The sequence below is a fragment of the Vulcanisaeta sp. JCM 16161 genome (assembly GCF_001316285.1).
Genome location: NZ_BBDO01000002.1, coordinates 24391 through 47320 on the forward strand (window position 1 = coordinate 24391; position 22930 = coordinate 47320).

A 22930-nucleotide genomic window follows, 5' to 3' on the forward strand; every position below is an offset into this window, starting at 1 on the left:
TAATAAAGTTAAGGAATATGGATGGTTCTTCGAGAGCGTTACGGCAATGATTAATGAGTGTGATGATGAAGCTGCAAGGAAAAGAGGGATAGTACGTGATTAATGGCGTGAGTGTCGAGGTTTCTTTCTCCGTGGATTACCCAATTACGTTCAGTACCTGGGTTGGCCGTTTTGTTAATCGTGTGATTAGCGAGGTCTTCGAAAGCGCCGGAATCAAGATACTGCATAATGCTAGGGAGAAGCCTTTCACGGTAACGCCGATACTTGACACTGAGGGTAGGGTGGTAAGTGAATTGGTTCCTGGTGGTCAGTATTGGTTTAGGGTTTCGTTGTTTTGTGGCGAGGTTGATTGTGGTAGTGTTGTTGATGCGTTTGCGAAGCCTTCGCTCACGCTTTCGACGGGTGAGGTGCTTAATATTGTGAGGATGAGTATTAGTGATGGAGGGTTTTCGGTAAGTAGTGATGGGGCTGAAAAGGCTGTTTTTCGTTGGCGTGTTAGGTTTTGGCCTACTTCGTTCATTTTCAGAAGTAGTTACATTACTTGGCCTAGCCCTGCCAGGTTTTTCTCGTCGGCTGGCTTGACCTTGGCTAGGGTTTTGAGGGGTAGTGATTTGTTGATTAGTAGGGGTGGTGAGGCCTTGTTGGGTGCTGTTGGTGATGTTGATTTTAAGGGCTTTGTTAAGGACCTTGCCTTTAATACGGAGGTTCTTAGCATGAGGTTTAGGAGGGTGGTTCTTAACCTCGGTAGGGGTAGGAGGGCGCCTGCCTTTGAGGGCCTTGCTGAGTACGTCACGTACACGGACAGGCCCGGCTTGTTTAGGCTCCTCCTTGATGTCGCTAATGCCTATGGTGTTGGCAAAAGTAGGGCCTTGGGGCTTGGCTACGTTGTCGCCGATGTTGTGGAGGAGAGGAGGTTGTCGATAAATCGGCAGTGATTGTCGTGGGAACACCCACGGCGTTGGGTAATTGAACGTTGAGGAGAGAACAATTATTGGGCATTGAATGTATACCGTCGGAACAAGCACGTACCGTGAGCGGTCATGGGATAATTGTTCCAATGATTAATGAGTATTTATGGGGAAAGGCTTATAAGTAAGTTTATATAGTAACGTCTCGGATAATCTCTAAAGAGAATAGAAGGATCCTAATGGCATACTTCATTGATGATGCGAATAATATTAATATTGGATAATCTCTAAAGAGAATAGAAGGTTTTAAATACGTAGCCCCAGTCCTAAAAGGCAATGAGTCTCTGATAATCTCTAAAGAGAATAGAAGGAAGCCCCTCTCCAGTTCCTCGGCCGTGAAGCCCGGCGCTACGTTGAGGGATAATCTCTAAAGAGAATAGAAGGAGCAAGTTACATGAATGCAATCATAATGGAGTACTTAAACAGGATAATCTCTAAAGAGAATAGAAGGTCCCTCTCCGAGCCTTGTAGGCTAGCGCAGCAACGCTCGGCTTCCGATAATCTCTAAAGAGAATAGAAGGAGGAGAGGGTGCTTATCGTGTGGAGACCATGGAAGCCCCACCTGATAATCTCTAAAGAGAATAGAAGGTCAATTATTGACTTACCACAGGGACAATACACAGCGGTTATATACCCAGCACGATAATCTCTAAAGAGAATAGAAGGAATTAAAAGGATCATTGACTTTAGTAAATTACCTAGAGATATTAAGGATAATCTCTAAAGAGAATAGAAGGACGCAGTATTGAGTGGCTTGCTTGGTAGAGCGTTGCGTAGTCAATCAGATAATCTCTAAAGAGAATAGAAGGATAATAATGTCAGCACCCTCACTCAGTTGGTTAGCCGCAGCCTACATAGGCATACCGCAGAGGAGGGAACTCCAGCTGGCGCAGAGACCAGTAACGCACTCACTAAGAATCTACCTAATATTTTTAGTGCTGTTTATTACGTTGACAATATACATGACGCCCTACTCCTTAGCCTTGGTGACTATTTACTACCCAAGATTATCCATATTAGGTTTAATAGGTGATGCATTTACGGCATTAATACTCGCGGCATCAACAGCCTTCTTCTACTACGCAGTGGTTTCTGAGAGGGGTCAAGGAATGTGGGCTTGGCTTGCGAATAGCTGTCGGAGAATGGCTACGTGTAAGATCCTCAAGGTCAATCAGGACTGCGGTGTAATCTAACGACATCACCCACGACAAGTTGACCCACGTAGGCCGCCTAACGGCACTGCACAGGAGGATGCACCTAAGGGATAAGGAACTAGGCAAACCACTGGGAATGTATCGCAATAGCTTAAGGCCTTGGCATGAATCAGGCAATTACGAAATACACTTATAAACTTCTGGGGGTGGAAGTAACTTCTGGGGACAGAAGTGCTCTTTGACCTGAGGCCCAAGGATAGTAGGTCTGACCTCTTTGATAGGGATGTTGAGCTTAGCAAGGTCATTGAGTATGTTGGTAGGTTGGGAGTACCCATTACCCTGGTTCTTGGCTTCCGTAGTTGGTAAGTCCTCCCTAATACTCGTCGCCCTCAGGGAGTTGGGCCTTCCCTCGATATACATTGACCTCAGGAAGTTTGAGGAGAGGCAATACCTTTCTTATAGGGATTTCATCCTTGAGCTTCAGCGTGAGGTTAACGGTCTCACTAGGAGGTTCCCTGGGTTAATCGACTTCCTCAGAAACATAGGCGGTGTCAGCATTATGGGTAACCAAGTCCTCTTCTCCTGGAAGGGCAGTAATAGGGTTTCCCTGGCCTCACTGCTGGATGCATTGAATGATTGGGCGAGTAACGGAGTCGTCATCATCCTTGATGAGGCGCAGGAGCTTGTTAAGGCTAGGGGCTTCAACATACTACCCGTACTGGCCTACGCATACGACAACCTGAGGAGGGTTAGGTTCATAATAAGTGGCTCTAAAATAGGCCTCTTATACAGGTTCCTTAAGGTTAAGGATCCAGAGTCCCCACTCTTCGGTAGGGCGATGGGTATTGTTGAGTTAAAGCCGTTCACGAAGGAGCAGGTTGCTGAATTCCTAAGGCGTGGTTTTGAGGAGTTGGGCATTGAGTTCAGTGACTTTGATAAGGTGTACGAGAGGCTTGGCGGTATTCCGGGCTGGCTCACGTACTTTGGCCTTAAGTACTATGAGTATAGGGACTTGGAAAGGGCAATTATTGATACTGTGAGCTACGCGACAGCGTTGATAAGACAGGAATTTAATAACTTCCTAACCGATAAGACAATCGCCAGGGATAGGTACCTAGCAATAATGAGGATAGTAGCGAGGGAATGCGCAGGATGGACTGAGATTAAGAACGGGCTTGAGGTGATGCTTGGCATGGAAATCAGCGATTCAAGGATGAGTGAGTATCTAAGGCAGTTACTTGATTCGGCCTGGATAATCAAGGCCGGTAATAAGTACTGCCCAGCCGAGCCATTGATAGGCGTGGCGTTCAGAACTTGAAGACTAGGTAAGGTAGGAGTTAAGATTAAATAAGTGACGGAAATAATAAGTGACTAAATAAGCCATGGGTATATTCAGCGTTAAGGCGCGCATTTGGAACGTTAAGGAGCCGGCGAGGTCTGCCACGGTTGACCTACTCGTGGATACAGGATCAACGTACACTGTGATACCTAGTAGGGTACTCGAGGATTTAGATATCAAGCCCATTAGGTCAGTTAGGCTTAGGCTGGCTGACGGTAGGGTCATTGAGAGACCGTTGGGTGAGGTGGGTATCGAGGTTGAGGGGTTCACGGCATCAGCAACGCCGGTTATCTTTGGCGATGAGGGTATTTACTTACTTGGTTCGGTGACCATGGAACAACTCGGCCTGGCGCCAGACCCCATTGAGAAGAGGCTAAAGCCCACCGAGGCATTACTAATGAAGGCAATGGTCAAGGACTAGCCCAGTCCAGTTAACCTTATTAAATTCCCTGGCAATATAATGGCTAATGGAAAATACCGTGGCTAAGGTCAGGCTTTGCAACCCAAGGGACTCGGGCAGGTGCCTAGAGCTTGATTTACTCGTCGACACGGGCAGCACCTACACGTGGATTAAGGCCTCGAGACTCAGGGAGTTGGGAATAGAGCCGATGAAAAGGTGGAGGTTCAGGACGATCGAGGGCAGGATAATCGAGAGGAACCTTGGCGAGGCAATCATTGAGTGCATGGGCGAGAGGGCAACAACAATCGTAGTCTTCGCCCAGGAAAACGACGCAGAAGTACTAGGCGTATACTCACTAGAAGGCCTAAGACTAGAGGTAGATCCAGTAACAAAGCAACTAAAGAAGACCGAGGCATTACTCGCCATATAATTAATCATCCTACTCGCCCTTAACTGATGAACATCAAAGACCGATTACCGATCACGCCTATTCACACGTAATGAGCAAGGGCGTTGGTGAGCAGTTACGGCAGCTCTTGGTAATTGACGAGGCTTATTATGTGCTTAATTCGCCATTGGTCATTCGCTGTGGTGCATGTTTCCCAGGTCATGACTGCCGTGCTCCTAACCTACATCAACAACCGAAGCACGTATGAGCCTTGTGATTCACCTCATTACCTAACCAGCAGCACGACCTACTCCTAGGTGATTAGTTTCGGAAACAAACCATCCAACGCAATCACGGCTTCATTAAGTGGAACAGCCCTCTGGCTCCTCGCCGGTGATGCGATCATTGGCTTATCAACGGGCATCGGCAACTCGATGACCCACCAGTACCAGTAATGGAGCAACATATACAAGCACTTAGCAAATTCTTGGGAAAGCAATAAACAAGAACAGCACCAAGAGGGAGAAAATAACAAGGACAATAAGAAGGGTATGCAATGTACGACGAACCAAACATCCCACCAAAATCCAAAACCCAAGCGAAACAAAAACGCACTAACAATCTTCGTGGTGGGGCCGCCGGGATTTGAACCCGGGATCACTCGGGCATACCCCGCCACCACCGGTTCCAAACAATGTCCCGGTGGTGGACATCCAAGCCGAGCATCCTAGCCAGGCTAGACTACGGCCCCGCTCTCCATAAACTTAATGTAGTTTTTTTAAGCTTTTACTGATGGTTCGCCTTATGGATAAGTAATGCTTTATTCCTTAAGCAATAACGTATTTTCTTAATGCTTACTAATATCAGGGAGTATTCACGCCATATCACCAAGGCTGTTTGACAATAATGTATTAAGAGCCATGCAATATGGGTTGTTGATAGATGGTAATGTTGATAGGGATGGATATCCTGAAATAGGCACTACCCACCTTTGGCAGGGTATTATTTGGCCATTGGTATTTCTAGGTAAGAATAATATGTACGTGAAGAACATTAATATAAATAAAAGGATATAACCATTACATGGTTTTTAACATCCATTGATTGTAGGTTTAAAGGTGGAAGTGCGGTTGATATTGAGCGTGGTTTTGTTGTTTGCTGTGTTTGGTGATGGTGATATTCAGGATGAGTATGATGTGGGGGATTAGGTTGTTCATGGGTGGTGGGTATGGGTGGGAGTGGGTTGTTAGGGTTAGGTCTTCGAGGGTTGTTAAGTTGGCTGGGGAGTGGTTGGGGCGATCCCGTGTTTAGGGTTGTTATTGGGGATTTGGCTCGATTTATTGATGCGTTAAGCTTAGGCTGTTGATTTATTTGGCCGGCATGGGCTATAGGCCGAAGGGTAGGTCTTCCGTGTTTATTGGCGGTGTGAAGATGGTGGTGAGGGCTTGCGATGGTTATGTGAAGTTGATCGCTGTTTGAGCGCGTACGTGTACGGCGGGGCGAGGTGATGAGACATGGCTGGATTAGGGCAGTAGTACGTGAGACTTTCCGAGATATTAAAGGAGACTATGGGTAGCGGTAATGATGGGGGATCGCGAAGTATTGATGACGCCATGGCTAGGCTCGGCTGCCAAACCGCTACCCCAAACCGCTACCGAGGACTTTGTGAGAACTCAGCAGGTGAATAAGTTTTACAGTTAATCATCACCACCCTTGTTCTCGGTTCTGCCTTCCTTTCCTTTCGCTCCAGTATTTCCACCCATGTTAGGAAGCAGTCGGTGATGGTGTTCCCAGTCCACCTTTGTTCCTTTTCATAACCCATGCCCATCAACCCAGGTACTTCCTGAAGAAGTTAACCGTCCTCTCCCAGGCATCCTTCGCGGCTGCCTCATTATATACAGGCCCACCCTCGGTGGCGAAGGCGTGGTACGTACCTGGGTAGAAGGCCATCTCAAACCTCGGTTTGTAGGTTAGTACAGCCCTTATTAGGTCTGGTATTCCCTGGTTTATGGCTGGGTCCTCACTGGCGTAAATAGCCAGTATTGCCCCCTTGATCTTGGCTATGTCGTTTATATTCTTCGGGTTCCTACCATAGTAAATCACCAACGCGTCAAAGGGCACCCTCGTTGACGCCTCGAAGGCTAAGCCGCCGCCCATGCAAAAGCCTATTATGCCCATCCTCTCCACCTTGTACGTACTCTTTACGTAGTTGTACGTGTCCACTATGTCCCTGACCATCCTCTCCTCAGTGGTCTCCCTATTAATGACCAGCTCCTGCACTATCTCCCTTTCCGTTGGTGATAATGAGCTCATTAACTCGCTGATTGCCTTTAGGTCAGCTCTCCTCTCTGGTGGTATTGACCAAAATCTTCTCATTACTTCAGCTATGTTCTGCTCAGTAAATATATCGGCTTTTCTCGAATATAGATTTGGCGCTATTGCCAGATACCCAAGCCCAGCCAATCTTCTGGTTACATTCCTTATGAATTCCGTTATTCCGAAGATTTCGTGAATCACGATTACTGATGCCTTATGTGGCGTGTCTGGCGTTACCTGAAAAGCCGTTAATTCACTACCATCGCTCACCCTGTACCTTATGTATTCCTCCCTTGGCATGCAAGGGTTTTACTTGCTGTCTTATTAAGTTTCCGTTATCGGGTTGCGGGATGTTTTACCTGTTATTTCCCATGCTTCTTTAGAGATAATTTTTTTAAGTGTCTGCGGTATTCGTTCCTTAGTTCTCGAGGTTTTGAGTATGGCATCCTTAAAGGAGGAGATGGAGAAGAAGATTATGGAGATTCTACCGCCCGAAGCCAAGTTTTCTAGGGTGGATTTTGAGGGGCCTAACGTCATTATCTACGTAATGAACCCGAGGTACGTGATGGAACACAGCGAGTACATAAAGACCCTGGCTAAGGAGTTGAAGAAGTACATAATCATTAGGGGTGATCCTAAGGTTAGGATTAGGGAGGTTGATAAGTTAAAGAGGGTTATAACGGACATGGTAACTAAGAGTGTTGGTTCGAATATAATCGATGATATTGTGGTTGATGAGCCAACGGGCGAGGTCTACGTCTACCTGAAGAAGCCTGTTAGGGAGAGGAGTAAATTGGAGAAGGAGATACTGGCTGAGACTGGTTGGAAGCCATGGATAATACCCACAGCGCTTGAGATGGGTAAGGACTTGCCCAGGTCGGACATCGACGCGGTTAAGCAGATACAGATAGCCACCGCCAAGGATAGGCTCGAGTTCCTAAGGAGGCTTGGCATGAGGATTCATAGGGAGCCCATTTACAGGGATGCTAGGATAACCGTTACGGGCTTAGGCGCACAGATGGAGGTTGGTAGGAGCGCCATACTCGTTAGGACCAAGGAAAGCTCAATACTACTGGACTGCGGCGTTAAACCATCGAGCTCCGGTGATGAGGCGCCATTACTTGATGAGCTCGACCTGGACTCATTAGACGCCGTCGTCATAACCCACGCGCATATGGATCACATAGGCTTCGTCCCATACCTATTCAAGTATGGTTATAAGGGCCTGTCTATATGACGGAACCCACGAAGTACCTAATGGAGGTGCTACTCACGGATTATATCGAGCAGGCCGAGTCCGAGGGCAGGTACCACCGTACACCAGACAGGACCTCGCCCAAGCCCTCTATCACACGATAACCCTCAACTATGCTGACCACCCAACCGACATATCGCCGGACACAAAGCTCATGCTCTTTGACGCCGGTCATGAGGTCGGGTCGGCAGTGGTTCACCTACACATTGGTAATGGCCTTTACAACATCATTTACACGGGCGACATGAAGTACGGCCCAACAAGGCTCCTGAACCCAGCCCATAACAAGTTCAAGAGGGCTGAGTTGCTCATCATGGAGAGTACGTATGGCGGTAAGGAGGATATTCAACCACCGAGGCAGGAGAGCGAGCAGAGGCTTGTTGAGTTGGTTAAGCACACCGTTGAGCATGAGGGTAAGGTTTTGATACCCGTGTTCAGCACAGGTAGAGCTCAGGAAATACTCCTGGTGCTTAACGAGGCGATTAACAATAAGCAACTGCCCAAGATACCGATATACGTTGATGGTATGGTCCTAGAGACACTGAACGTACACCTAATGTTCCCAGACTACCTAAACAGGACTCTTAGGGAGATGATATATGACGGCGTAAACCCATTCCTAAGCGAGTACGTTAAGCCATCGAGAGGGCTAGGGATCCTGAGAAGCGTAAGGAGCAGGTCATGGAAATACTACAGGGACCACCAGCAGTCATACTCGCCCCACACGGCATGCTCAATGGAGGGCCTATAATGGACTACTTCGTGCATGCCTCCGAGGATGAGAAGAACATGCTCATCTTCGTATCTTACCAGGCAGAGAATACGATTGGCAGGAGGATCCAACAGGGCGAGAGGAAATTAACCGTTAGGTACTACTCAGACAGGGTGACGCTTGATATTAAGATGAAGGTTGAATCCATACCCGGCTTCTCAGGCATAGTGATAGGAGACAACTAATTAATTACGTGAGAAATATGGAACCAAAGCCCCATAAAATAATGCTTGTTCACGGAGAGCCAAGTAAGATAATGAACCTAGCCCTAACCCTGGAGCTCCAGCTGAAGATACCGACGGTCTTCATGAATAATGGGGAGACCCTAAGGCTCGTCTAGTCTCTGTCCTTCCGTAAACCACGAACATCACAATTGCCAATAGGATCACCACAACCGCCACTAGGACTAGGGTGGTGATCACGGGCTTCTGTGGCGGTTTATAACCGAGGGCCGCGAGGACGTACATCGCCGCCGACCAGGTCAATGGCGATGTTGTTGGCAGTGGGTAGCCAAGCCTAGGATCAATAGCCTCGGGGAGGAGGCCATGCTGTGAATGCTCAACGCACCACATAAGTATGTTGTTAACACCCGCGTAGTTTCCAATGTCCTCGTAGTACATTGCCAGGAACAACGTGGTTATCAACCAGGGCGGGTCTGGCGCCGTACTATCGTAGAGGCTTGAATCGTAGTGATAATCATCGCCTGGGAATCTTGCCAACCTCCATTAACTGTTAATACGTGTATTATGGTTTCGACTGTGCTTACCGCCCTAGCGCTACGCGGGTTCACCAGCCCCATGGCTATGGGTAAAATTACTGATGAGTCGGGTATTCCATTCGGTACATAGGTCACCTGCGAACCACTGCTTGTGTATACCACCGTGCTCGTGATTGCTTGTGAGTAGAACTTGCCGGTATAGAAGTACCTCTGTATCGTGGAGTTTAATTCATTGGCGGCCCTGAGGATCTCCGTGTCATTGAGACCTAGCGCCCTGTATATCTGTGCCGAGGCGTATAGGCCTTGGTCATCAATTGCCTGGGTCCAGAAGTTATAGGCGTAGTTGCTCTCCCAAATGCTTAGGTCCCTGGGTATCAAGCCATTATCCTCACTAATACTATTCAACTCCCAGTTAAGGGACTTATTGATGCAGGGTAGCACCGCCATTAGGAATGACTTATTGTGGGTGTACTCATAGAATTGCCAAACACCTATTTGGAATAGGCCGACGCTATCGTACTCCGGAATTCCGAAGGTCCTGTCTGGAGTTCCGTACCAGAAGTTATAGCGCGTGTACCAGGTGCCGCTTGAATTCTGGGAATTGCACATCCATAGCCAGTACTTCATTGCCGGTCCATAATAACCAGCGGCCTGAAGGGCCATTGCCGCGAAGGAGGAGTCCCTGACCCAGCTGTAGAAGTATACGGGCTCTGGCGATGCAATGAATTCCCCAGTGACTGGGTTCTGATCATCCATAATGAGGAGGAGGCTCAGGTAATACTCAGTTAGCAATGCACCGCTTAGCCTGGGCTTTCTCGCCAGCCCCAGCCAATTACTGACCTCGTTATTGTTAATACTCATTAATTCATTAATTGGGATTATTGACGCACCACCGAGGTTTAAAACCACGTATGTGTAATTACCACTTACGCTTAGTACCGTCCATCCATCCACGTTCCTTACCGTAATCCCACTACCTGAGTATATACTGAATAGTAATGGTGATTTAATAATCACGAATGTATCATTAATTACCTGATAAGTATAAGACCCCGGCATAAATACCTCAATAGTCAGTAAGCCTCTGGACCTAGCAATAACGGCTATGGTTGTGTAGTTCGGAGGTATGAATATTGATACCTCACCATTACTTCCCCTGATAATGACCGTATTATTAAGCGCCAGGTAGGCCTCGCTAGTGTTTCCTAGATTTGCAATTGTCACATTAATATTTAGCAGTCCGTATTGACCATAAAACACCTGAAGTATTGATGGTGGCCTAGAGGACTCGCCGTTTAATATGGGTTTTGGTATTGGGTATCCCGTGGATATGTAGACGCTCAGGTTCCTCCAATTACTTAACAGTAGGTAAGCAGGTGATGAGGTGTTTGTCGGTATTTGAACAGTGATTTGCCGCTGGGTTAGTGATAACGCGATCATTGATGCGCCAATTACCAGTAATGCAATTCCAATGATTAGGAAGATGAGTCTCCAATTCATTAATTATTGATTTCACGAAGGACTTTAATACTTTATCTAGAGTCAACGTTCAATTAATCAATTAGGAGTATACCTTTTAATGCCTTGGATTATGCATTTCATGAAGTGAGGATATGTTGACATACTTACTTGGTATTGTATTGGCTGTTGCTGCGTCACTCACCTGGCAGTGTCGCCAATACTCTACAGGGTGGGCGCAACGGACAGCGCGCTCGATGACCTAGTATCGAACTCGTTAGGTGCTTTCATACTAGCAATACCATTCATACTACTTAAACCACCGCTAAATGGCGGTGCCTGGCTTTACGGCACCATCTTCGCAGTGCTTGGGCCCGTCTTCGGCACCTACGTATTCCTGATCTCACTGAGGTATGCCGATGTCGGTATTGCCAACGTGATCTCCTACGCCTACGTAGTCCTACTCCCAATACTACTACTCGTGATAAGCCCATCGTACTTAACATACACGTGGCCAGCCATACTAATAATGATTGGTCTCTACCTAATAATGGGTTCTGGCAAGGGCACGTTTTATGGATACATCATGGCGCTTCTCTCGGCAATACTCTACGCCTTCTCCTTCCTGGCGCTTTACAGGGCCTATGAGTACACAAATCCCTGGGGCATAATATTCATTAGGGGCATCACACTGATGATAGGTGCATTAATATTAAAGATCGTGGTTGAGGGCTTCAGGTTTAAAGTTAGTAGTAAGGTCTTCCTTGCCGGATTGATTAGCTACGGCGTTGGGGGTCCCCTCTACGTATTGTCCGTGGATTATGCCGGAATCGCCGTACCAACGCTAATAACAGCATTATCGCCTGTGATTACCGAGGTCCTGGCAATAGTTAAGCTTAAAGAGAAGCTGAACCTAAAATCAACGCTTGGATTTATAGCCGTAATAACGGGCATAATAATAGCATCAGTAATCGGTATTTAGATTTAAAATCTGGGCACAATAATTTACTCCGGTGATGATGGGTCGATGATATGGATGATAAGGTGATTTAGGAAGAGACGAGCTGATCAGGATTCCTATTTTTGACAAATTATAGCATTACATGGTAATGCTATAATTTGCTTTAACGAATATAATTACTAAGTAGTAGGATAAATAAGATAAAATTTATTAATATCAAAAACTACCAAATTATAATGGCTAGCATAGTTCTTGATGAGTTCCTTAAACAGAGAAACACGCTCCTAAATGCAGGTAGCTATGAGGAGGCTAAGGCTAACTTCCGGTGGCCACCGCCTGGTGAGTTTAATTGGGCTGTGGATTATTTTGATAAGTATCTTGCCGAGACGGCCACAAACCCTGCCCTCGTATACATAAATGACGAGTTATTCAGGACCGGCGATTCTAGGACCTTTAGCTACCTTGAGCTTAGGGCTAGGTCTAATAGGTTAGCTAACGCACTTACTGAGTTGGGTATTGGACGTGGGGATGTGGTCATGGTAATGCTCAATAATAGACCTGAACTCTTTGAGACCTTCCTTGCATTAATGAAGATGGGCGCCATAATAGCGCCAGCAACAACACTATTATTGCCGGCGGACATTGAGGACAGGGCCGCGAGAGCCCACTTCAAGGCTATAATTGCTGATCCTGAGGTCGTCAGTAGGATCGATAAAATTAGGGATAGGCTTGAGAAGCTTGGTGTTAAGTATTTTATAACTCTCGGTAAGCCGGGACCTGGTTGGATTGATTATTACGAATTAACCAGCGGTAAGTCAGAGAACTTCCAGGGAGTTAGGACTAGGACTGATGAATTACTATTGATATACTTCACGTCTGGAACAACGGCTAAGCCAAAGATGGTAATGCACACCCACTCAAGCTACCCAATTGGCCACTTAACAACCATGTACTGGGTCGGTGCTAAGCCAGGCTATAGGCACATGAACATATCGAGCCCAGGCTGGGCAAAGTGGGCTTGGTCAACATTCTTCGCGGCATTCAACGCGGGCGCGACTACAGTTGTTTATGACTATAGCGGCAGGTTCAGTGCGGCAAATCACCTAAAGGTTCTTGAGAACTATGGCGTTGATACACTGTGCGCACCGCCAACTGTTTGGCGTATGATAATACTCGAGGACTTAACAAAGTATAACCTAGAGAAGATTAAGAGCTTCGTAAGCGCCGGCGAGCCCCTAAATCCAGAGGTAATTGAACGTGTTTATAAAGCCACGGGTAAGTACATACGTGATGGTTATGGACAGACAGAGACCACGCTCATGGTTGGAAACTTCCCAGGTATGAAGATTAAGCCTGGCTCAATGGGTAAGCCAGCCCCTGGCTATGACGTAGTCCTTGTCGATGAGGATGGGAACCCCGTGGGTACCAACAAGGATGGCCACATAACCGTTAGGACAAGCCCGAGGCCCATTGGCTTAATGGTTGGTTATGATGATGAGAATAAGAATAAGGAGGTGTTTAGGCTCGGCCTTTACTTCACTGGCGACGTGGCTTCATGGATGAGGAGGGCTACCTATACTTCGTTGGTCGTGCAGATGACGTCTTCAAGTCAAGTGACTATAGGATTAGTCCGTTTGAACTCGAGAGCGATTTATTGAAGCACCCGGCTGTTGCCGAGGCTGCCGTGGTCCCAAGCCCAGACCCAATAAGGGGCTTCATACCAAAGGCATACATAGTGCTGAAGCCGGGCTACACACCAAGTAAGGACCTCGCCCATGACATCTTCAAGTTCATTAGCTTAACATAGCGCCATACAAGAGACCTAGGGTCATTGAGTTCGTGCCTGAGTTACCTAAGACCATCAGTGGTAAGATTAGGCGTGTTGAACTTAGGGGCCTTGAACGTGAGAAGAGGAATAAGGGCATTAGGAGTGAGCATGAGTACTTCGAGGACGACTTCCCAGACATTAAACAGATGAGGGTGTAATATGGCTAGGTCATTATTAAAATGATTTTTAAATTTAGTATTGTCTTTTTCCCTAATGTCCAGCACAATAAGGAGGATTAGCCTTGGGGTTGATTGGCTTGATTACGCAATGCTTGGCGGTGTGCCGAGGGGCAATTGGCTCCTGGTAACCGGCGAGCCTGGGGTTGGTAAGTCAATACTCACGATACAGGCGGCTGGGGCTAATGTGGATGCAATGCCGGTGGTCTACGTCTCCACGGAGACCAGGTTCTTCGACGTTGTTAGGCAGGCTAGGCAGTTCGGTATTGACTTATCTGATGCGGTTAGTTTGGCAGACGTCCTGGCTGGTAAGGTTAAGGACGTGAAGACGAACCTAGTCGTCATCGACCTCTTTGGGTTGGCTAGGGAGTATAGGGAACTACTCAAGGCGAGTGAGGAAGAGGAGGGTAAGTCTAAGGCTAAGTCACCACTGAGTATGGAGGTCGTGATGGCATCAATAGAGAAGGCTTATGAGGTGCTTGGCATTGCGGAGGAGGGTAGGGTCACGAAGGACGTGCTAGTGATTATTGACTCCCTGGCCCCAATGTGGGCCCATGCCCCCGCAATGGCTAGGTTGATTACGTATAGGCTCAGGCAGAGGCTCTACCGCTCTAACGTTACCGTCCTAATGACTAACCAATTCGCCCCAACCACAGGCATGACCTTCGGGTTCGGCGCCGAGCACATCGCCGACGCAATAATACACATGTGGATTGAACAGCCCGAGAAGAAGAAGGAGATTGAGAGGTGGCTCATAATCAAGAAGGCTAGGCTAACGAATCACTACAGGAAGGCCATGAGGTACGAGATAGAGCCTGGCAAGGGATTAACACTTATAGAGCCCAGCATTGAGGAGTTGAAGAAGTGGTTTGATGAGTATGCAAGTAAGCAGGAATCAAGTGGAGAGGAATAACTGTAGCCAAGAAGTAATAAGGGCAATGGAGGAGTTTCTATGGGCATTATTAAACGGTGGCAGCAAGGAGAACGTGATGAATAGATTAATGGCATGCGGTGAGTACGCCAAGCCCTACTTAAACGTGATCAATGGTAATGATCCAGGCAATACAATATCGGCCGCAGTGTCGTACTACCAATACGTTAAGCTCGCTAAAGGTGAACTACGCATAAATGGGAATTACATAAGGGGCATTGATGAAGACCTTACAAGACCTGATACAACCTACTCACTCATTATTGATAACATGGTCAATGCATTGAAGGCTCAGGACTACGTAACTGCGGGCTTCCTAGCTGACTTGGCGTTCATTACTCGGTCATATATACTCTGCGTAAGTAATAATGGTGAGGATTCATGTGATTGGATTAGGAGGGCATTTAATGTTAGGATTTTGATCCTAAAACGATTTAGCAGGTATTGATTGGCCTAAACTTATAACCGTAGTTTATCAAGCCGTAAGTACCATCCATCTTAACCATTCTAAACACAACCTCAACATCAATACCTGGACTCAGCTTCTCAGGGTCCATGCAATCCACTATCTGTCCAACAACCTTAATACCACCAAGATCCACTACACCAATAATTAGTGGCTTCATCTTCTCAAACTCAACAGGTACTGAGTAAAGTACCGTGAAGTTAATGAGCTTCCCAGTGCTTGGTAATGGGTACGGCTTAAACTCCCTGGAACCGCACTCACACACAGCCCTTGCGGGAAGTAAACCCTGCCACACTTAACGCATTGAACACCCTCAAGCCTATAATACTGAGGCATCCTTCTCCAGTACCTTGGTATGGATAGTCTCTGGTCCACCATGTCAGCTCACCCTCCTGAGCACTATTGATGTTGATACCAGGTCGAAACCAGCCATGTCCTGAACAATACCCAACTCAGCCTTACCCAGCGACTCAAAGGGCTTCACATTCATTAACTCCATAACCATTAATACCAATTCATACATACCCGACGCACCACCCGGAAATCCCATGGCCTTAAGTCCACCACCAGCATTAACAACTAATTTACTGCCTACGTCTAAGGCGCTGTGGATAGAAGCCTCGGTGTTTCGCCGGGCCTCACGAGGCCCATGGACTCCAGCGCCAGCATACCGAGTATGCTGTATGTGTCGTGAACCTCCACAAGGTTTATTTCGTTTACTGAAGCATGGGCCATCCGGAGAGCCATGTTAGTGGCGTCCCTAACCGAGTAGAGCTCGGTTAATGAATCCCTTTGGCCGAGGTATGTTCCATAGGCACCAACGCCAATGCCATCAATCCTAATCACAGCGTCACTCCTAATAGGCTTGTTACATAATACAACAGCGGCTGACCCGTCCACGGCAGGCGCAACGTCATAAAGCCTCAGTGGGTCAGCAACGACCTCCGACTCAAGTACATCCTTAAGTGATGCCTGCTTCTTCATATACGCGAGTGGGTTCTTGCTACCCCTCTCATGCATCTTTATTGGCCATATTGCCAAGTCCTCATAATCATAGCCATACTTAATCATGTACTCCTTCATCGCCATTGCCGCCTGAGCCGCCGGTGTCACTCCGAAGAAGCCCTCATACTCATAGTCCGTGATTGTCGATAATGCCTTATTCAACTTAACATTAACTACGTCATGCATTTTCTCAACACCAACAACCGCGACGCAGTCGTAAATGCCCGCCCTAACCATGTTATAAGCCTCCAGTACCGCGATTCCACTCGACCGTCACCACTCTCAATCCTAATGGCAGGTATCCTCCTAAGCCCAACATAATCCGCCAAGTAGGCGCCTAATACGCTCTGGTCCTGAAGCACCTCAGAGAAGGCGTTGGCTACGTATATAGCACCCAGGTTTGCATTACCCACCTGGTCAAGGACCTTTAGGAAGGCCTCTGCGAACAGCTCCTTCAACCCCTTCTCATAATGCCTACCACCTGGCACTAGGGAGTGGGCTACGACATATACTTCTGTCGTATTAAACACCAGCAATTGCCATAAATGTGAAGTTTTTAAATATTCCCTGGATATAGCCAATATAATGGTTGAGGAAATAAGCCTTGAGGACGTATTCGCAAAAATAGACAGGGGCGAACTGAAGCTTCACGAATTAGATAAGTTCTTTAATGACTCGAACAGGGCGACTGAGGCGAGGAGGAGGTACATAGAGAGCCGAGTCAATGTGAAGCTGGAGAATGTTGGTAAGACCGTCATTGATTTCAATACTGTGGTTGGAAGGAACATAGAAAACACGATAGGGGCTGCGCAGGTGCCGATAGGGATTGCTGGGCCATTACGCGTAATCGGTGATTATGCTAACGGCCTCTATTACATACCATTGGCGACCACCGAGGGCGCGCTCGTAGCTCCGTGAATAGGGGCACTAAGATAATTACTGAGGCGGGCGGTGCCAGGAGTAAGGTCATTAATGATGGTATGACCAGGGCCCCCGTCATAGCGGTACCAAGTGTTATCGATGCCGTTGAGCTCGTTAACTGGGTTAATGAGCATTTTAATGAGGTGAAGAGCGTGGCTGAATCCACCAGTAGACATGCTAGGCTGATTAGTATTCAACCGTTTATTGTTGGTAACAATGTTTGGCTTAGGTTTAAGTTCACGACGGGGGATGCAATGGGCATGAACATGGTAACAATAGCCACTGATAAGGCCGTTAAGTACATACTTAGCAATTTCCCAAGGGCGCGCTTAGTCGCACTTAGTGGCAATATGTGCGTAGATAAAAAGGCCAATGCCGTAAACTTCCTGCTCGGTAGGGGTAAGACCGTGATTAGCGAGGCCGTAATACCGAGAAGCATCCTGGAGAAGTGGGGCGTTACTGCGGAGGATGTGGCCGAGGTTAATAATAGGAAGAACCTGCTTGGTTCCGCATTGGCCCATTCATACGGCTTTAATGCCCACTTCGCTAATATAATTGCGGCGATATTCATAGCCACGGGCCAGGACGTGGCCCAGGTTGTTGAGTCTAGCATGGGTATTACCTGGATGGAGCCTCTTGATAATGGCGACCTCTACGTATCAGTCACATTGCCAAGTCTCGAGGTTGGTACTGTCGGTGGTGGCACTGGATTACCAACACAGAGGGAGATGCTTCAAATGCTCGGTGTCTATGGACCAGGAAATCCACCTGGGACAAATGCGCTGAAGTTTGCCGAGATAGTGGCTGCCGCAGTGCTTGCAGGTGAGGTTAACCTGGTCCTCGCCTTAGCGAGGGATGAATTGGCGAGGGCTCATGAAATGCTCGGTAGGGCTGGCAAAAGGAGTAGCTCGTAGTTTTAACATCAGAGATATATTTTTGTCTATATATGATTACGTACTCTTTATAGTACATAAATTGAAGCGATAAGGCTTATAAAGAGTTGCGCTAGCAATACTATGGGGATTAGTTTGGTAATTTACGTTTCTCCTGATAAAAAGGTCGTTGAGAAGACGCTTCAAACCGAGCTTAAGCGGATAATGCTTAGCGAGCTCATAGACGGCGAAGTAATTATTGGCGCCGCAATCATTGATTCAAATGGCATCCCCATCATTTATCACATCCCAAACACCCTCACCGTTAAATCCCTTAAAAACCTCCTCTCCCTCATAGAGTTCGTCGATCATACCGCTAAAATTAATGATGACCTCCTCGGTTCATATCAATACCTCATAATTCGCTTCTCAAACTTCAAAATCGCCTTCTTCGAGATGGGTTCTAAGGGCTGGTTGATGGTTTTCGTTAACCCTGTCTGGCACGTTGAGAATGTGATGTCAAAGATTAAGCAGTTCATGCTTAGGGTTCAAAGGATGATTTAAAATCGACACAGTATTTTGGTAAAAAATTGCCGCTTCAAATATATAAGGTACTTATCCAGCCCTGGAATGATGTCGAAGGTAACAGCTACAGTTAAAGTACCTGAAATAGAGATTAAGGAGGAGCTCTCATTACCGGCCTCAGGCACTGCCGTAATAGTCGTTGATATGCAGAATGACTTCGTAAAACCAAATGGGAAGCTTTACGTACCAACGGCGCAAGCCACAATACCTGCAATAAGGAAGCTACTTATGAAGGCTAGGGATGCTAATGTACCCATAATATATACCCAGGACTGGCACTTCAAGAACGACCCAGAGTTTAGGATTTGGGGCGAGCACTGTGTAATGGATACGTGGGGTGCCGAGATAGTTGACGAACTTAAACCCATGCCTGATGACATAGTAATAAGGAAGCGTAGGTATGACGCATTCTTCGGCACAGACCTCGATTACGTGCTTAGAAATGTCGTTCACGCAACTAACCTCGTGATAGTGGGTACCGTAGCTAACATATGCGTACTGCACACTGCGGGTAGCGCCGCACTTAATTGGTACAACGTCGTCGTACCAATTGACGGAATCTCCGCACTAAATGAATTTGATTATTACGCCGCACTTAGGCAAATATCATTCCTATATAATGGCACACTCACTAAGGTTGATGGTATTAAATTCGTGTAAGTATATGTAGTCGATATAAATCCTAATTAATTTTTAATATTATTACTCAATATCGAGAATTCACTTTGATTCATAACTTTAATTCACGTATTTTATTTTGAGAAAAATTTAAATAGAAGTAAAAATAAGGAGAAATAGATGAATAAGGAGTTTGACGTCAAGATTGAGGATATAATTAAGCTCCTGCTTTACAGTGATTCCCACTGGATTAATTCTTTAAGAAAAATTGACTTTAGTGAGAGGATGAAGATCGTCCACGATGCTGTGAATGCCGTTTTCCCTGACTTCGTTGACTGCGTTAATAAATCGCTGGACAGTGATGTACCTAGGCTAATGTTTGTTGGATGTTTTGACATGGTATGGCAGAGTGTTGAGTCTACGGCTAAGAACTGCATTAGGGACTAGGGTTTTGTGTGAAAGTCTTTAAAGCGGTAGATAATTAATCAAGGATTAGATTGAGTAGACGCAATAGTATTAGTGGTGAAGATTGGCGTAGGGATGCTATATTCATAGTAATTTCCATAGTCGTTATAATGGCAACAATAATCATATTAGTAAGATCAGGGTTGGCAAGTGCCAGGTATGAGACCCCTAAGTACCCATTCTACCTAGTAATTTCTGAACTCATATATCTAGCCCAATTATCGCTTATTGGCCTTAGACTCAGTATAATATTTAATAGAGGCATGGGATATAGGGTAGGGACTACGGAACTTATTAAGATTGCTGCTGCCCAGACATTCACGTCACTACTCATGCCGGGATTTTACATAGGTGGTGAGGCAATTTCGATAGCCTATCTAACATCTAAGGGCTTGCCGACTACCAGGGCTACCGAGGGTATTGTTCTTCGTTATACCGTTGATACGATAACGCTGACATCAATCATACTCATTCTTTACCTACTTAGTCTGGTGTTGGTTCCCTACATAGCGCTTATAATGGCGTTAATACTACTCATAGCATATGTAGTATTATTCATAGCAATAGTGAGCGCGAGACTTGGTAAATACATAGAGCGACTGTTCAGGTTTATTAATTCACGGGTAAATTTTGCGAGCAATTTCATATTAATAAATGAGGATGAGGTTTACGGCCTTAAGCTCTCATTAATTGACTACCTAGTGATCTTCCTAATATCGATAATTCAATGGGTATTGTCGGGACTTAATGTAATGCTGATTTTCTACGCCTTCGGCGTTCACATAAGCATGCTAACGGGCATCCTGATCTCATCCTCGTATATAGTACTCACATACATATCGGTACTGCCCGGTTCAGCGGGTATTGGGGAACTCGCCAACCTATATGTGTTGAATAGTCTTGGGCTTGGTAATTATTACCTAATGTATGATGTATGGTTTAGGGTAATAACGTATATCATACCATTGATAATACTCATGCCGGCATTCCTAAGCATATCCAGGAAATTAACAATGATAAGCACTAATCATAGGAACCTCCGGTAGGTAGTTCGGTGACCCTTGACGATGCGCCCTTAATTATTGCGTCAATGACCTTTATCGCATTCCTCCTTGATAGGTAATGATTATCATTACCGCAATAAGGTGAGTAAACGCATTTAGGACAACCATCAATGCATGTACAATGCGTCAGTACCTCGAGGGATATCCTAAGTACGTCATCAATCCTCCTAAGGAGCATCCTGGCGGTGCCTGAACCGCCTGGGTATGAGTCATAAATTATTATGTGCCCAGTTGGGTATGAAATACCGCCGAGGTCCGTTGGTCCTGCGCCAATCACGTTCTCGCCAACCATGATCATGATGTGCTCAGTTGCATGGTAAGCCCTCCCTCTCTCAACAACATCGACATTCTCGAATGGACTGAAGGTTATGAATGGCGCGTAAATAACAATGCCCTTTGTCTTGAACTCATATGTAAATGGTTCATTGAATTCCCTCCTCTCAACAACCTCACCATTGCTGAACCTCTTAACCACGTAGCCATGGACCACCTCCTTGATTGTTAACCTAACGTATTGATAAGGCACTGACTTTATGAAACCCTCCTCAAGGACCTCCTCAATCCTGGGTTCAGAGGTGTATAGCGCCGTTGTGTAGAAATCATAATTATCTGGCAATCTCCTCACGTGGGCGGTCCTACTGTTTATGTCGAGTTTGTAAACCTCGTAGACCCTACCACCATGAAGATAAATGGCGCCTTCATGAAGCTCCCTCAGCGCCATAGGCAATTCCCTATAGCCAATGACCTTTCTACCTTCGACGATCTTAACGACATCGCCAATACCCCTAATACCATGTATCGCCTTAACAACCTCACGTCCCTTATTACTCACGACGTAGTAATTACCCCTAACCTCAACCAAGCCCTCACTAACCAGGGACTTAAGAATCTCCTCACAATACATATCCACTGAGCCGCTCTTCACGGGCTTCTCATAGGCCATCAATAGGCAGTGTCTCTTGGCTATCTCGTCATTCCTCCACTCAACGTATAAATCCTCAGGTCTCCTCATGTAGAACTCACGGGGATTTGAACTATAGTAGGTGCTCATTGGGTCATCCCCCAGGACCTGAATCACATAGGCCCTTTGGCCTCTCCTACCAACCCTACCACTCCTCTGCAGGTACTTCGAATAGCTAGGTGGTATCGTTGCCATGACCGCGACGTCGGCATCACCAACGTCAATACCCATCTCGAGCGTTGGTGTGGTTAGGAGCACTAGGTACCTGCCCTCCCTAAACCCATCCTCAACCTCATGCCTTTCCTCGATCGTGAGACCAGCCCTATGAACCCTAACCCTATCACCAAAACCAGCCCTATCGACAAGTCTCTTAATTAACTCAACAAACCTATGGCTATCAGCAAAGACTAGGCACTTCATACCTTTCTTAACACACACCTTAGCCAACTCAGCAGTCTCAGCAAGCCTACCCCTACTTATCGGGCTAACCAATACGTGCCTAACCAAGCCCCTCCTACCCTCCGGACCCCTGACTAGCCTAACATCATCAACGCCAAGTAACTCCCTGGCAAAATCAACTGGGTTACCGACTGTGGCCGTGGAAACAACGAATTGGTAATCCCTCATGAACCTCCTTATCCTCTTAAGAACGTAATGAACATGGGCCCCAAAGACGCCGTTGTAGACGTGGAAGTCGTCTAACACGATTACCCTGTAATTATGGAGTAAATCCCTGAACTTACTAACGTGGGTTAACGCCTCACTGACCATGTCGGGGTTTGTAATGAGTATGTCAGGCGGTGAGGAGTATATGCGAGACCTAATATCGCTGGGTGTGTCGCCATCATACGGCATTACAGACATGTTGATGGTCATGAAGTACCTCTGCATCCTGAGTAATTGATCCCTGGCGAGGGCCTTTGTTGGGTACATAATTATTGCCTTAATACCCTCCTTACTGATCATCGTTATTAACGGCAATAGGAATGCCTCGGTCTTACCAACGCCAGTACCAGCCATTATGATTGTGTTATCGCCATTGATAATCGATTGATAAGATTCCCATTGAAAGTCGTAAAGCCTATCAACTCCGAGACTCCTCAACCTATCTATCAACTCCTTCGGTAGGTCCAGGGAATCGACTGATGGTCCATAATTAGGCTCTAAGGGTTTATCCTCATGAACGTAGAGGATCATCCTGGCCCTATCACTACCCAATTCACCAATGAATTCATCCTCAAGCATGTACTTAGCCACTGTGAGCCTATCGCCCCTAATCATTGACTAATGCCATAAGTTACCTCAGTAA

25 protein-coding genes, 1 tRNA gene, 3 pseudogenes and 1 CRISPR repeat array are annotated in these 22930 nt (G+C 46.5%); of the genes and pseudogenes, 19 read left to right on the forward strand and 10 right to left on the reverse strand.

Annotated elements, in window-relative coordinates:
• Window positions 1-95: 95 nt before the first annotated feature.
• From cas6 to JCM16161_RS02570, 5 genes are all read left to right on the forward strand, one after another.
• Complete coding sequence (cas6, locus tag JCM16161_RS02555; protein WP_243668753.1) at window positions 96-935, forward strand: CRISPR system precrRNA processing endoribonuclease RAMP protein Cas6; 840 nt, start codon at window positions 96-98, stop codon at window positions 933-935.
• 181 nt (window positions 936-1116) lie between these two features.
• Window positions 1117-1777: direct repeats of the CRISPR family, unit length 25 nt; unit sequence GATAATCTCTAAAGAGAATAGAAGG.
• Window positions 1778-1783: 6 nt separating this feature from the next.
• Window positions 1784-2161 carry a hypothetical protein gene (locus tag JCM16161_RS14355; protein WP_243668755.1) on the forward strand — a complete coding sequence of 126 codons (378 nt, stop codon included), beginning with the start codon at window positions 1784-1786 and terminating at the stop codon, window positions 2159-2161.
• Between the two features lie 271 nt (window positions 2162-2432).
• Entirely contained in the window at window positions 2433-3440 is a 1008-nt protein-coding gene (locus tag JCM16161_RS02560; protein WP_243669141.1) for an ATP-binding protein, read from the forward strand.
• A 64-nt stretch (window positions 3441-3504) separates the two neighbouring features.
• Complete coding sequence (locus JCM16161_RS02565; RefSeq protein ID WP_054854908.1) at window positions 3505-3882, forward strand: retropepsin-like domain-containing protein; 378 nt, start codon at window positions 3505-3507, stop codon at window positions 3880-3882.
• 46 nt (window positions 3883-3928) lie between these two features.
• Entirely contained in the window at window positions 3929-4291 is a 363-nt protein-coding gene (locus tag JCM16161_RS02570) for a hypothetical protein (RefSeq protein ID WP_054854909.1), read from the forward strand.
• 271 nt (window positions 4292-4562) lie between these two features.
• On the opposite strand, the gene JCM16161_RS14360 is transcribed toward JCM16161_RS02570, so the two are convergent.
• Window positions 4563-4715 carry a hypothetical protein gene (locus JCM16161_RS14360; RefSeq protein WP_243668757.1) on the reverse strand — a complete coding sequence of 51 codons (153 nt, stop codon included), beginning with the start codon at window positions 4713-4715 and terminating at the stop codon, window positions 4563-4565.
• Window positions 4716-4876: 161 nt separating this feature from the next.
• A tRNA-Pro gene (locus tag JCM16161_RS02575) sits at window positions 4877-5000 on the reverse strand.
• A 169-nt stretch (window positions 5001-5169) separates the two neighbouring features.
• Between JCM16161_RS02575 and JCM16161_RS14365 the strand changes: the two genes are divergently transcribed.
• Window positions 5170-5325, forward strand: coding sequence for a hypothetical protein (locus JCM16161_RS14365; protein WP_243668758.1), 156 nt, complete (start codon window positions 5170-5172; stop codon window positions 5323-5325).
• 91 nt (window positions 5326-5416) lie between these two features.
• Window positions 5417-5560: a hypothetical protein gene (locus tag JCM16161_RS14370; RefSeq protein WP_243668760.1), complete on the forward strand. Its 144-nt coding sequence runs from the start codon at window positions 5417-5419 to the stop codon at window positions 5558-5560.
• Between the two features lie 516 nt (window positions 5561-6076).
• Here the strand turns inward: JCM16161_RS14370 and JCM16161_RS02580 are convergent.
• Entirely contained in the window at window positions 6077-6865 is a 789-nt protein-coding gene (locus JCM16161_RS02580) for a dienelactone hydrolase family protein (protein ID WP_054854910.1), read from the reverse strand.
• A 139-nt stretch (window positions 6866-7004) separates the two neighbouring features.
• On the opposite strand from JCM16161_RS02580, the pseudogene JCM16161_RS02585 reads away from it, so the two are divergent.
• Window positions 7005-8932, forward strand: a pseudogene (locus tag JCM16161_RS02585) (beta-CASP ribonuclease aCPSF1).
• Here JCM16161_RS02585 and JCM16161_RS14375 read toward each other — a convergent pair.
• Window positions 8898-9311 carry a hypothetical protein gene (locus JCM16161_RS14375; protein WP_243668762.1) on the reverse strand — a complete coding sequence of 138 codons (414 nt, stop codon included), beginning with the start codon at window positions 9309-9311 and terminating at the stop codon, window positions 8898-8900. The pseudogene JCM16161_RS02585 and the gene JCM16161_RS14375 overlap by 35 nt on opposite strands.
• Window positions 9233-10810 carry a glycoside hydrolase family 15 protein gene (locus tag JCM16161_RS02590; protein WP_243668764.1) on the reverse strand — a complete coding sequence of 526 codons (1578 nt, stop codon included), beginning with the start codon at window positions 10808-10810 and terminating at the stop codon, window positions 9233-9235. Before JCM16161_RS02590 ends, JCM16161_RS14375 begins: the two co-directional genes overlap by 79 nt.
• 169 nt (window positions 10811-10979) lie before the next feature.
• Here JCM16161_RS02590 and JCM16161_RS02595 point away from each other — a divergent pair, with 169 nt between their 5' ends.
• The 6 genes from JCM16161_RS02595 to JCM16161_RS02610 all read left to right on the forward strand — a co-directional run bounded on the left by JCM16161_RS02595 (window position 10980) and on the right by JCM16161_RS02610 (window position 15112).
• Window positions 10980-11750, forward strand: a complete 771-nt coding sequence (locus JCM16161_RS02595) for a DMT family transporter (RefSeq protein WP_243668766.1) — start codon at window positions 10980-10982, stop codon at window positions 11748-11750.
• Between the two features lie 215 nt (window positions 11751-11965).
• Complete coding sequence (locus JCM16161_RS02600; RefSeq protein WP_243668768.1) at window positions 11966-13387, forward strand: AMP-binding protein; 1422 nt, start codon at window positions 11966-11968, stop codon at window positions 13385-13387.
• Complete coding sequence (locus JCM16161_RS14380; RefSeq protein ID WP_243668771.1) at window positions 13384-13536, forward strand: hypothetical protein; 153 nt, start codon at window positions 13384-13386, stop codon at window positions 13534-13536. The genes JCM16161_RS02600 and JCM16161_RS14380 overlap by 4 nt, the downstream gene beginning before the upstream one ends.
• Window positions 13537-13568: 32 nt before the next feature.
• Window positions 13569-13715 (forward strand): hypothetical protein, encoded by a 147-nt coding sequence (locus tag JCM16161_RS14385; RefSeq protein ID WP_243668773.1) that lies wholly within the window; start codon window positions 13569-13571, stop codon window positions 13713-13715.
• Between the two features lie 55 nt (window positions 13716-13770).
• Complete coding sequence (locus JCM16161_RS02605; RefSeq protein ID WP_054854911.1) at window positions 13771-14646, forward strand: recombinase RecA; 876 nt, start codon at window positions 13771-13773, stop codon at window positions 14644-14646.
• Window positions 14633-15112 carry a hypothetical protein gene (locus tag JCM16161_RS02610; protein WP_243668775.1) on the forward strand — a complete coding sequence of 160 codons (480 nt, stop codon included), beginning with the start codon at window positions 14633-14635 and terminating at the stop codon, window positions 15110-15112. Before JCM16161_RS02605 ends, JCM16161_RS02610 begins: the two co-directional genes overlap by 14 nt.
• Here the strand turns inward: JCM16161_RS02610 and JCM16161_RS02615 are convergent.
• From JCM16161_RS02615 to JCM16161_RS02625, 4 genes and pseudogenes are all read right to left on the reverse strand, one after another.
• Window positions 15099-15508: pseudogene (locus JCM16161_RS02615) on the reverse strand (Zn-ribbon domain-containing OB-fold protein). The gene JCM16161_RS02610 and the pseudogene JCM16161_RS02615 overlap by 14 nt on opposite strands.
• 1 nt (window position 15509) lies before the next feature.
• A complete protein-coding gene (locus JCM16161_RS14390) occupies window positions 15510-15680 on the reverse strand; it encodes a hypothetical protein (RefSeq protein ID WP_243668777.1) in 171 nt (56 codons plus the stop codon).
• Window positions 15681-15727: 47 nt separating this feature from the next.
• A complete protein-coding gene (locus tag JCM16161_RS02620; RefSeq protein WP_243668779.1) occupies window positions 15728-16372 on the reverse strand; it encodes a hypothetical protein in 645 nt (214 codons plus the stop codon).
• Entirely contained in the window at window positions 16309-16665 is a 357-nt protein-coding gene (locus JCM16161_RS02625; RefSeq protein WP_243668781.1) for a hypothetical protein, read from the reverse strand. Before JCM16161_RS02625 ends, JCM16161_RS02620 begins: the two co-directional genes overlap by 64 nt.
• Window positions 16666-16720: 55 nt before the next feature.
• Between JCM16161_RS02625 and hmgA the strand changes: the two are divergent.
• From hmgA to JCM16161_RS02650, 5 genes and pseudogenes are all read left to right on the forward strand, one after another.
• Window positions 16721-17970 (forward strand): annotated as a pseudogene (gene hmgA, locus JCM16161_RS02630) (hydroxymethylglutaryl-CoA reductase (NADPH)).
• 114 nt (window positions 17971-18084) lie between these two features.
• Window positions 18085-18492, forward strand: coding sequence for a hypothetical protein (locus tag JCM16161_RS02635; RefSeq protein ID WP_243668783.1), 408 nt, complete (start codon window positions 18085-18087; stop codon window positions 18490-18492).
• A gap of 69 nt (window positions 18493-18561) precedes the next feature.
• Window positions 18562-19173 carry a cysteine hydrolase gene (locus JCM16161_RS02640; protein ID WP_054854916.1) on the forward strand — a complete coding sequence of 204 codons (612 nt, stop codon included), beginning with the start codon at window positions 18562-18564 and terminating at the stop codon, window positions 19171-19173.
• A gap of 138 nt (window positions 19174-19311) precedes the next feature.
• The gene (locus JCM16161_RS02645) at window positions 19312-19578 is read left to right on the forward strand and encodes a hypothetical protein (protein ID WP_054854917.1); all 267 of its coding nucleotides are present in this window, start codon (window positions 19312-19314) and stop codon (window positions 19576-19578) included.
• Between the two features lie 50 nt (window positions 19579-19628).
• On the forward strand, window positions 19629-20642 hold the full coding sequence (locus JCM16161_RS02650) for a flippase-like domain-containing protein (protein ID WP_054854918.1): 1014 nt from the start codon (window positions 19629-19631) through the stop codon (window positions 20640-20642).
• On the opposite strand, the gene JCM16161_RS02655 is transcribed toward JCM16161_RS02650, so the two are convergent.
• Window positions 20620-22902, reverse strand: coding sequence for a DEAD/DEAH box helicase (locus JCM16161_RS02655; protein ID WP_054854919.1), 2283 nt, complete (start codon window positions 22900-22902; stop codon window positions 20620-20622). The genes JCM16161_RS02650 and JCM16161_RS02655 overlap by 23 nt on opposite strands.
• Window positions 22903-22930: the final 28 nt, after the last annotated feature.

Bases quoted from the DNA above. Each gene is read 5' to 3' on its own strand.
- JCM16161_RS14355 (WP_243668755.1), top strand. From the start codon at position 1,784: ATGTCAGCACCCTCACTCAGTTGGTTAGCCGCAGCCTACATAGGCATA.
- JCM16161_RS02560 (WP_243669141.1), top strand. From the start codon at position 2,433: ATGTTGGTAGGTTGGGAGTACCCATTACCCTGGTTCTTGGCTTCCGTA.
- JCM16161_RS02565 (WP_054854908.1), top strand. From the start codon at position 3,505: ATGGGTATATTCAGCGTTAAGGCGCGCATTTGGAACGTTAAGGAGCCG.
- JCM16161_RS02570 (WP_054854909.1), top strand. From the start codon at position 3,929: ATGGAAAATACCGTGGCTAAGGTCAGGCTTTGCAACCCAAGGGACTCG.
- JCM16161_RS14360 (WP_243668757.1), bottom strand. From the start codon at position 4,715: ATGTTGCTCCATTACTGGTACTGGTGGGTCATCGAGTTGCCGATGCCC.
- JCM16161_RS14365 (WP_243668758.1), top strand. From the start codon at position 5,170: ATGCAATATGGGTTGTTGATAGATGGTAATGTTGATAGGGATGGATAT.
- JCM16161_RS02580 (WP_054854910.1), bottom strand. From the start codon at position 6,865: ATGCCAAGGGAGGAATACATAAGGTACAGGGTGAGCGATGGTAGTGAA.
- JCM16161_RS02590 (WP_243668764.1), bottom strand. From the start codon at position 10,810: ATGAATTGGAGACTCATCTTCCTAATCATTGGAATTGCATTACTGGTA.
- JCM16161_RS02600 (WP_243668768.1), top strand. From the start codon at position 11,966: ATGGCTAGCATAGTTCTTGATGAGTTCCTTAAACAGAGAAACACGCTC.
- JCM16161_RS02605 (WP_054854911.1), top strand. From the start codon at position 13,771: ATGTCCAGCACAATAAGGAGGATTAGCCTTGGGGTTGATTGGCTTGAT.
- JCM16161_RS14390 (WP_243668777.1), bottom strand. From the start codon at position 15,680: ATGGGATTTCCGGGTGGTGCGTCGGGTATGTATGAATTGGTATTAATG.
- JCM16161_RS02620 (WP_243668779.1), bottom strand. From the start codon at position 16,372: ATGGTTAGGGCGGGCATTTACGACTGCGTCGCGGTTGTTGGTGTTGAG.
- JCM16161_RS02640 (WP_054854916.1), top strand. From the start codon at position 18,562: ATGTCGAAGGTAACAGCTACAGTTAAAGTACCTGAAATAGAGATTAAG.
- JCM16161_RS02645 (WP_054854917.1), top strand. From the start codon at position 19,312: ATGAATAAGGAGTTTGACGTCAAGATTGAGGATATAATTAAGCTCCTG.
- JCM16161_RS02655 (WP_054854919.1), bottom strand. From the start codon at position 22,902: ATGATTAGGGGCGATAGGCTCACAGTGGCTAAGTACATGCTTGAGGAT.